We start from the raw sequence: 8002 nt of genomic DNA, 5'->3' as shown, positions 1-8002 counted from the left end.
CAGTGACCCAGGTGCGTATCGAAGACGTGTGGCCGCTGTCGCCGCTCCAGGAAGGGCTGCTGTTCCACGCCCAGTACGACGAGCAGGCCCGTGACGTCTATGTGGAGCAGCGCGTCACCGATCTCGCCGCGCCGCTGGACACGGAGGTGCTGCGGGCGTCCTGGGAGGCGCTGCTGGGTCGGCACGCCAGCCTGCGTGCCAGTTTCCAGCAACCCGCGGGGATGCAGCAGGTCGTGCAGGTGGTGCTCCAGGGGGTGGCCCTGCCCTGGCGCGAGGTCGACCTCTCCGGACTGCCCGCCGCGGAGGCGGAGACGGAGGCCGCGAGGCTCATCGCGGCCGAACACGAGCGCCGGTTCGATCTGGCGGTACCGCCGCTGCTGCGGTTGTTGCTGCTGAGGCTGGACGAGTCGTGCTACCAGCTCGTGTTGACGATGCATCACATCCTGATGGATGGCTGGTCGCTGCCGGTTCTGTTCGGTGAGTTGTCGGAGTTGTACGCGGCCGGTGGTGACGTGTCGGTGCTGCCGCCGGTCACCCCGTATCGCGACTATCTGGCGTGGTTGGGCCGTCAGGACAAGGAGGCGGCGCGGGAGGCCTGGCGCGAGGCGCTCGCCGGGACGGTCGAGCCGACGCTGGTCCACCCGGCCGATCCCGGTGCCGATCCGGCGCTGCCCGAGCATGCGACGGCCTGGGTCGACGAGAGGCTGACGGCGGAGTTGGGCGAGGTCGCCCGTGCGCACGGTCTGACGCTGAACACCGTGATCCAGGGCGTGTGGGGTGTGCTGGTCGGCATGCTGACCGGCCGTAGCGATGTCGTCTTCGGTGCCGTGGTGGCGGGTCGGCCGGCGGATCTGCCCGGTGTGGAGCGGATGCTGGGGTTGTTCATCAACACGGTGCCGGTGCGGGTACGCCTCGACCCGGACCGCACGGTCGCGGAGCTGCTGACCGGACTCCAGGTCCAGCAGGCCGAGCTCTTCGACCACCAGCACGTGGGGCTCACGGAGATCCAGCGGATCGCCGGCCCCGGTGCGACCTTCGACTCCCTCGTGGTCTACCAGAACTATCCGGTGCCCGCCGAAGGCGGTCTCGTCCTCGACGGCGGACTGCGGATCACCGGAGCGGCGAGCTCGGACACCGCCCACTACCCGCTGATCCTGGGCGTCGCCCCGGGCGACCGGCTGAGGCTCGGCTTCGACTACCAGTCCGATCTCTTCGACCCGATCACCATCCAGGCCCTGGCCGGCCGGCTGATCCGCCTCCTGGAGCAGATCGCCGCCCACCCCACGCTGCCGGTCGGGCGGCTCGATCTGCTGGACGCGGTCGAGCGCGGCACCGTCCTCCGGGAGTGGAACGACACCGCTCAGCCGTTGCCCGTGCGTACCATCCCGGGGTTGTTCGCGGCGCAGGTGGCTCGGACGCCGGATGCCGTGGCCGTGGCCGGTGCGGGAGTGGAGTGGACGTACGACGAGTTGGACGAGCGTGCGGATCGGGTGGCGCGTTGGCTGGCGGGGCAGGGCCTTGGTCCGGAGTGCCGGGTCGGTGTGGTGATGGACCGGTCGCCCGAGCTGATCGCCGTCCTGCTGGGTGTGGTGAAGGCGGGCGCGGCGTACGTGCCCGTGGATCCGGGATATCCGGCAGAGCGTGTGGGGTTCATCCTGGGTGACGCGGAGCCCTCTCTCGTGCTGACGACGGCCGCGCACGCGGGCAAGGTCGTCGGAGCGGTGGTCTGGGACGATCCGGCGGTCGTCGCGGAGGTCTCGGCGGCGGCGGGACCGGTGCCGGCGACGGTGTCGCCGGAGGGCTTGGCGTACGTGATGTACACGTCGGGCTCCACCGGTAGGCCCAAGGGTGTGGCGGTGACACACGGGAACGTGGCGAGCTTCGTCGCCGACCGCAGCTGGCGTGATGACGTGGTCGAGCGGGTCCTGGTGCAGGCGAACCACGCGTTCGACGCGTCGACGTACGAGATCTGGGTGCCCCTCACTCGGGGCGGCCGACTGGTCGTCATGCGTTCCGGCGACGTCGATGCGGCCGAACGCGGCCGGTTGATCGCCGAGCACGAGGTCACGAACGTGCATGCCACGGCCGGTCTCTTCGGAGTGCTGGCGGAGGAGTCGCCGGAGATCTTCGCGGGTGTGCGTGAGGTGTCGACCGGTGGTGACGTCGTATCGGCGTCGGCGATCAGGGCCCTCCTGGAGGCGCATCCGGGGCTGACGGTTCGCTCGACGTACGGGCCGACGGAGACGACGGCGTTCACCACGCAGATCCCGTACACGGCGGGGGACGAGGTTCCGGCGAGCGTGCCGATCGGCCGGCCGATGGACAACGCGCGGATGTACGTGCTGGACGAGTTCCTGCGTCCGGTGCCTCCGGGTGTGATCGGCGAGCTGTATGTGGCGGGGTCGGGGCTGGCTCGGGGTTATGACGGTCGGGCGGCTCTGACGGCGGAGCGGTTCGTGGCCTGTCCCCATGCCGGTGGTCGGATGTACCGGACCGGTGACCTGGCGCGTTGGACGGCGGACGGCCAACTGGTCTTCGCCGGTCGTGCCGACGATCAGGTGAAGATCCGCGGTTTCCGGATCGAGCCGGGCGAGGTCGAGGCGGTGCTGGCCGCGCACGAGAGCGTCGCCCAGGTCGCCGTGATCGTGCGGGAGGACCAGCCGGGCGTCAAGCGGCTCGTCGCCTACGTGGTCGGCGAAGCCACGGGAGCGGACTCGAACACGCTGCTCGACCATGTCGCGGACAACCTGCCGGACTACATGGTCCCCGCCGCCGTGGTCCTCGTGCGATCCCTCCCCGTGACCGTCAACGGAAAGCTGGACCGGGCCGCCCTGCCCGCCCCGGACTTCACCGGCAGGGCAGGACGCGGTTCCGCGACACCGCTCGAAGAGGTGCTCTGCGGGCTGTTCGGTGAGGTGCTGGGTCTGGACTGGGTCGGGGCCGAGGACTCGTTCTTCGAACTCGGCGGCGACTCCCTCCTCGCGATGCGGCTCGTGGCCCGGATCCGCGCGGTGCTGAACGCCGAGGTCACCGTCCGTGATCTGTTCGGCGCCATGTCCGCGGCCGGCATGGCCAGGCTGGTGGACGGCAACGAGGACGTCGTACGGGCACCCCTCGTCGCACGCGAAAGGCCCGAGACGCTGCCGCTGTCGTACGGCCAGCAGCGCATGTGGTTCCTCAACCAGCTGGAGGAGCAGGGGGCCGGCGCCGGATACAACGTGCCGCTCACCCTGCGACTCTCCGGCGCGCTGGACGTCGCCGCGCTCGAAGCGGCCCTCGCGGACGTGGCCGACCGGCACGAATCGCTGCGTACCGTCTACTCGGAGACCGAGGGCGTTCCCCGGCAGGAAATCCTGCACGGTCCCGCCGGACATCCGTCCGTCCGGATCCGCGAGGTCGCCGAGGAGGACCTGGCCGGTGTGCTGGAGGCGAGCATCGCGCGCGGATTCGATCTGGCGCGGGATCTGCCGTGGCGGGCCGAGCTGCTGGTCCTGTCGGAGACCGAGTCGGTGCTGGTGCTGGTGGCGCATCACATCGCGGTGGACGGCTGGTCGATGGGCGCCCTGTCCCGGGACCTCCAGACCGCGTACGCGGCCCGGCACGCCGGATCGGCACCGGGCTGGTCTCCGCTGCCGGTCCAGTACGCCGACTACGCGCTCTGGCAGCGTGAGGTCCTCGGCGAACTCGACGACCCGGACAGCCTGATCAGCGCCCAGCTCGGCTACTGGCGGGAGGCCCTGGCCGAGCTGCCCGAGGAATTGCCGCTCCCCGTGGACCGACCGCGGCCCTCGAAGTCCTTGTTCCAGGGCGGGTCGCTCCCGCTGCACTTCGACGCGCACACGCACGCCGAGCTGGTGAAACTGGCCCAGCAGGGTTCCGCGACGATGTTCATGGTGGTCCAGGCGGCGCTGGCGATGCTGCTCACCCGGCTCGGCGCCGGCACGGACATCCCCATCGGCACGACCGTCGCCGGCCGGGGGGACAGCGCGCTGGAGGACCTCGCCGGGTTCTTCGTCAACACCCTCGTCCTGCGCACGGACGTGGACGGCGACCCCACCTTCGCCGAACTGCTGGCCCGGGTGCGGGAGACCGACCTGGCCGCCTACACGCACCAGGACCTGCCGTTCGAGCGCCTCGTGGACGACCTGAACCCGGCGCGTTCCCTGTCCCGGAACCCGCTGTTCCAGATCATGCTGGCACTGCAGAACCTCCCCCAGACGCAGCAGTCGTGGGAGATGCCCGGCCTCCGGATCGAGCCGACGCCGGGCGGTGACACCGTCGCCGCGCGCGTCGACCTGACCGTCAACCTGGTCGAACGACGCGACGAGCAGGGGGCACCCGCCGGGATGTTCGGCGACCTCCAGTACGCCACCGACCTGTTCGACAGGGCCACCGCCGAGGCGTTGGCCGAACGGCTGGCACGGGTGCTCGAACAGGTGGCGGCCGATCCGTCACTGCGGGTCGGTCGGATCGACGTCCTCGACGCCATGGAGGAGCACGCGGTCGTCGAGGGCTGGAACGACACCGCGTGGCCGGTGTCGGAGGTGTCGTTGGCGGGGTTGTTCGAGGAGCAGGTGGCACGGACCCCGGATGCGGTGGCGGTGGTCGGTGAGGGTGTATCGCTGACCTATGCCGAGCTGGACGAGCGGGCGAACCGGGTGGCGCGTTGGCTCGCCGGCCGGGGTGTGGGTCCGGAGGGCCGGATCGGTGTGGTGATGGAGCGGTCCGTGGATCTGATCGAGTTGCTGCTGGGGGTGGTGAAGGCGGGTGCGGCGTACGTGCCGGTGGATCCGTCGTACCCGGCCGAGCAGGTCGATCGGATTCTGACGGGTGCGGCGCCTGTGTTGGTGCTCTGCACGCGCGAGACGGCGGGGCTGGTGTCCGGGTCGGGCGCCGAGCGGATCGTTTGGGACGACCCAGCGGTGGTGGCGGAGGTCGCCTCGTGTTCGGGTCCGGCTCCGGAGGTGGAGGTGTCGGCGGGTTCGGCCGTGTACGTGACGTACACGTCGGGGTCGTCCGATGAGCCGAACGGCATCGTGGCCACGCAGGGCGGAGTCACGGCTCGGGTGCTCGACCGCGCTTGGTCGGTGGGTGCGGGTGACCGGGTCCTGATGCATGCCCCGTACGCGTATGACGCGTCGACGTTCGAGGTGTGGGTGCCGTTGGTCCGTGGTGGTGCGGTGGTCGTGGCGCCGGCGGGTGTGGTGGACGGTGCGGTGCTGGGTGGTCTGGTCGCGGCGCACGGTGTGACGGTGGTGCACGTCACGGCGGGTCTGTTCGGGGTGTTGGCGGAGGAGTCCCCGGAGGTCTTCGCGGGTGTGGCCGAGGTGTTGACCGGCGGTGACGTGGTGCCTGCGGGTTCGGTGGCGCGGGTGTCGGCGGTGTCGTCGGGGTTGCGGGTGCGGCAGCTGTACGGGCCCACGGAGGCGACGTCGTGCGCGACGACGTTCGTGGTGGAGTCGGGTGGCGAAGTTCCGGCCGTGCTGCCGATCGGTGTGCCGACGGACAACAGCCGGACCTATGTCCTGGACGAGTTCCTGCGGCCGGTGGCTCCGGGTGTCACGGGTGAGTTGTACGTCGCGGGGCCGGGGCTGGCCCGTGGTTATGACGGTCAGGGACGGGCGGGGCTGACCGCGGACCGGTTCGTGGCCTGCCCGTTCGGCGGCGTCGCGGAGCGGATGTACCGGACCGGGGACCTTGCGCGTTGGTCACGGGACGGGCAGCTGTTCTTCGCGGGCCGTGTGACTGACCAGGTGAAGAACCGTGCTTCCCGGACCAAGCCGGCGGCGATCGAGCCGGGGGAGATCGAGTCCGTCCCGGTGGGACGAGGCCCGGAGACGGGCTTGGAGGAGGCGCTGTGCGGGCTGTTCGCCCAGCTGCTGGGGCTGGAGCAGGTGAGTGTCGACGGCTCGTTCTTCGAACTCGGCGGTGACTCGCTGCTGGCCATGCGCCTGATCGCCAGGATCCGCAACACCCTCGACGCGGAGATCACCATCTCCGAGTTCTTCGGTGCGCCGACCGTCGCGGGGATCGCCCGGCTGGTGGAGGCCGACCGGGGAGCCCAGGTCCGATCCGGAGTGGTCGTACGGGAACGTCCCGAGGTGCTGCCCCTGTCGTTCGGTCAGCAGCGGATGTGGTTCCTGAACCGGATGGAGGAGGCCGGGGCGGGCGCCGGCTACAACGTGGCGCTCGCGCTCGGACTGACCGGCGAGCTGAACATCAAGGCCTTGGCGGCGGCCCTGCACGATGTCGCCGACCGGCACGAGACGCTCCGTACGAGGTTCCCGGAGACCGAGGGCGTTCCCCGGCAGCAGGTCCTGGAAGGCGAGCAAGGCCGCACGGCCCTGCACATCCGGCAGGTCGCTCCTTCGGAGCTGCCGTCGGTGGTGGCCGACACGGCGCGCAGGTCGTTCGACCTGGCGCACGAGCTGCCGTGGCGGACCGAGCTGTTGGTCCTGTCGGAGACCGAGTCGGTGTTGGTGCTGGTGGCGCATCACATCGCGGTGGACGGTTGGTCGATGGGCGTGTTGGCGGGGGATCTGCGGACGGCCTTCGAGGCCCGTCTGCACGGTACGGAGGTCGGCTGGTCTCCGCTGCCGGTCCAGTACGCCGACTACGCGCTCTGGCAGCGCGAGGTCCTCGGTGAACTCGACGACCCGGACAGCCTCATCAGCGCCCAGATCGCCCACTGGCGGCAGGCACTGGCGGACCTGCCCGAAGAACTGGCCCTGCCGGTGGACCGCACGAGGCCCGCGGTCTCCTCGTTCGTCGGCGGGGAGGTCAGGGTCGAGGTCGGCGCGGGCACGCACGCCGGACTCGCCGACGCCGCCCAGGCGGGTTCGGCCACGATGTTCATGGTGGTCCAGGCGGCGCTGGCGATGCTGCTCGCCCGACTCGGCGCCGGCACGGACATCCCCATCGGCACCGCGATCGCCGGCCGCGGCGACAGCTCCCTCGACGAGCTCGCCGGGTTCTTCCTCAACACGCTCGTGCTGCGCACCGACGCCGGCGGCGACCCCACCTTCGAGGAACTGCTCGCCCGGGTCCGTGACACGGACCTGACTGCGTACGCCCACCAGGACGTTCCGTTCGAGCGACTCGTCGACGACCTGAACCCCGTCCGTTCGTTGTCCCGGCACCCGCTGTTCCAGATCATGCTGGCGGTGCAGAACGACACCCGGACGGACGCCTCATGGGACCTGCCCGGTCTGCGGGTGCGCCCGATGCCGGCGGACGAGCGGGTCGTGAGCCGCTTCGACCTCTCCATCGGCATGAACGAGCTTCGCGACGAACAAGGCGTCCCGGCGGGACTCCGCGGCACCGTCCAGTACGCCACCGACCTCTTCGACCAGCAGACCGTCAACGCCCTCGCCGACCGTCTTCGACGCGTCCTGGAACAGGTGGCCGCCGACCCGCAGGTACGGATCAGCCGGCTCGACGTGCTCGACGCGGGTGAGGAGGAGTCGGTCGTCGCGGGTTGGAACGACACGGCTCAGCCGGTGCCGGCGGGAAGCCTTCCCGAGTTGTTCGGTGCGCAGGTGGTGCGGACTCCGGATGCGGTGGCGGTGGTCGGTGAGGGTGTCTCGCTTACCTATGCCGAGCTGGACGAGCGGGCGAACCGGGTCGCGCGTTGGCTGGCCGGGCAGGGCCTTGGTCCGGAGTGCCGGGTCGGTGTGGTGATGGACCGGTCGGTGGATCTCGTATCGGTTCTGTTGGGTGTGGTGAAGGCGGGAGCGGTGTATGTGCCGCTGGATGGTGATCATCCGGTGGAGCGGTTGCGTGCGGTGGTGGCCGAGGCCGGGGTGTCCCTGGTGGTGGCCGACCGGCAGTTGGAGGGGCTCGCGACGACTTCGGTCGCGGAGTTGTTCGAGGCGCCCTGTGATGTGGCTGAGCTGGATGTGAAGGTCTCTCCGGAGAGCCTCGCGTATGTGATGTACACGTCGGGGTCGACCGGTAGGCCCAAGGGTGTGGCGGTGACGCATGGGAACGTGGCGAGTTTTGT

At 70.4% G+C, this 8002-nt stretch carries 1 protein-coding gene; it reads left to right on the top strand.

The window, feature by feature from the left end; genetic code table 11:
* Nucleotides 1-2: 2 nt before the first annotated feature.
* The coding region (locus tag AB0I68_RS36625) for an amino acid adenylation domain-containing protein (protein WP_363181734.1) at nucleotides 3-8002 on the top strand (8000 nt) is incomplete at its 3' end.

It is taken from the genome of Streptomyces sp. NPDC050448, from assembly GCF_040655295.1.
Classification (GTDB): domain Bacteria; phylum Actinomycetota; class Actinomycetes; order Streptomycetales; family Streptomycetaceae; genus Streptomyces.
The sequence above is the reverse complement of the archived record's forward strand: the minus strand, read 5'-3'. Positions and strand labels throughout refer to the sequence as shown.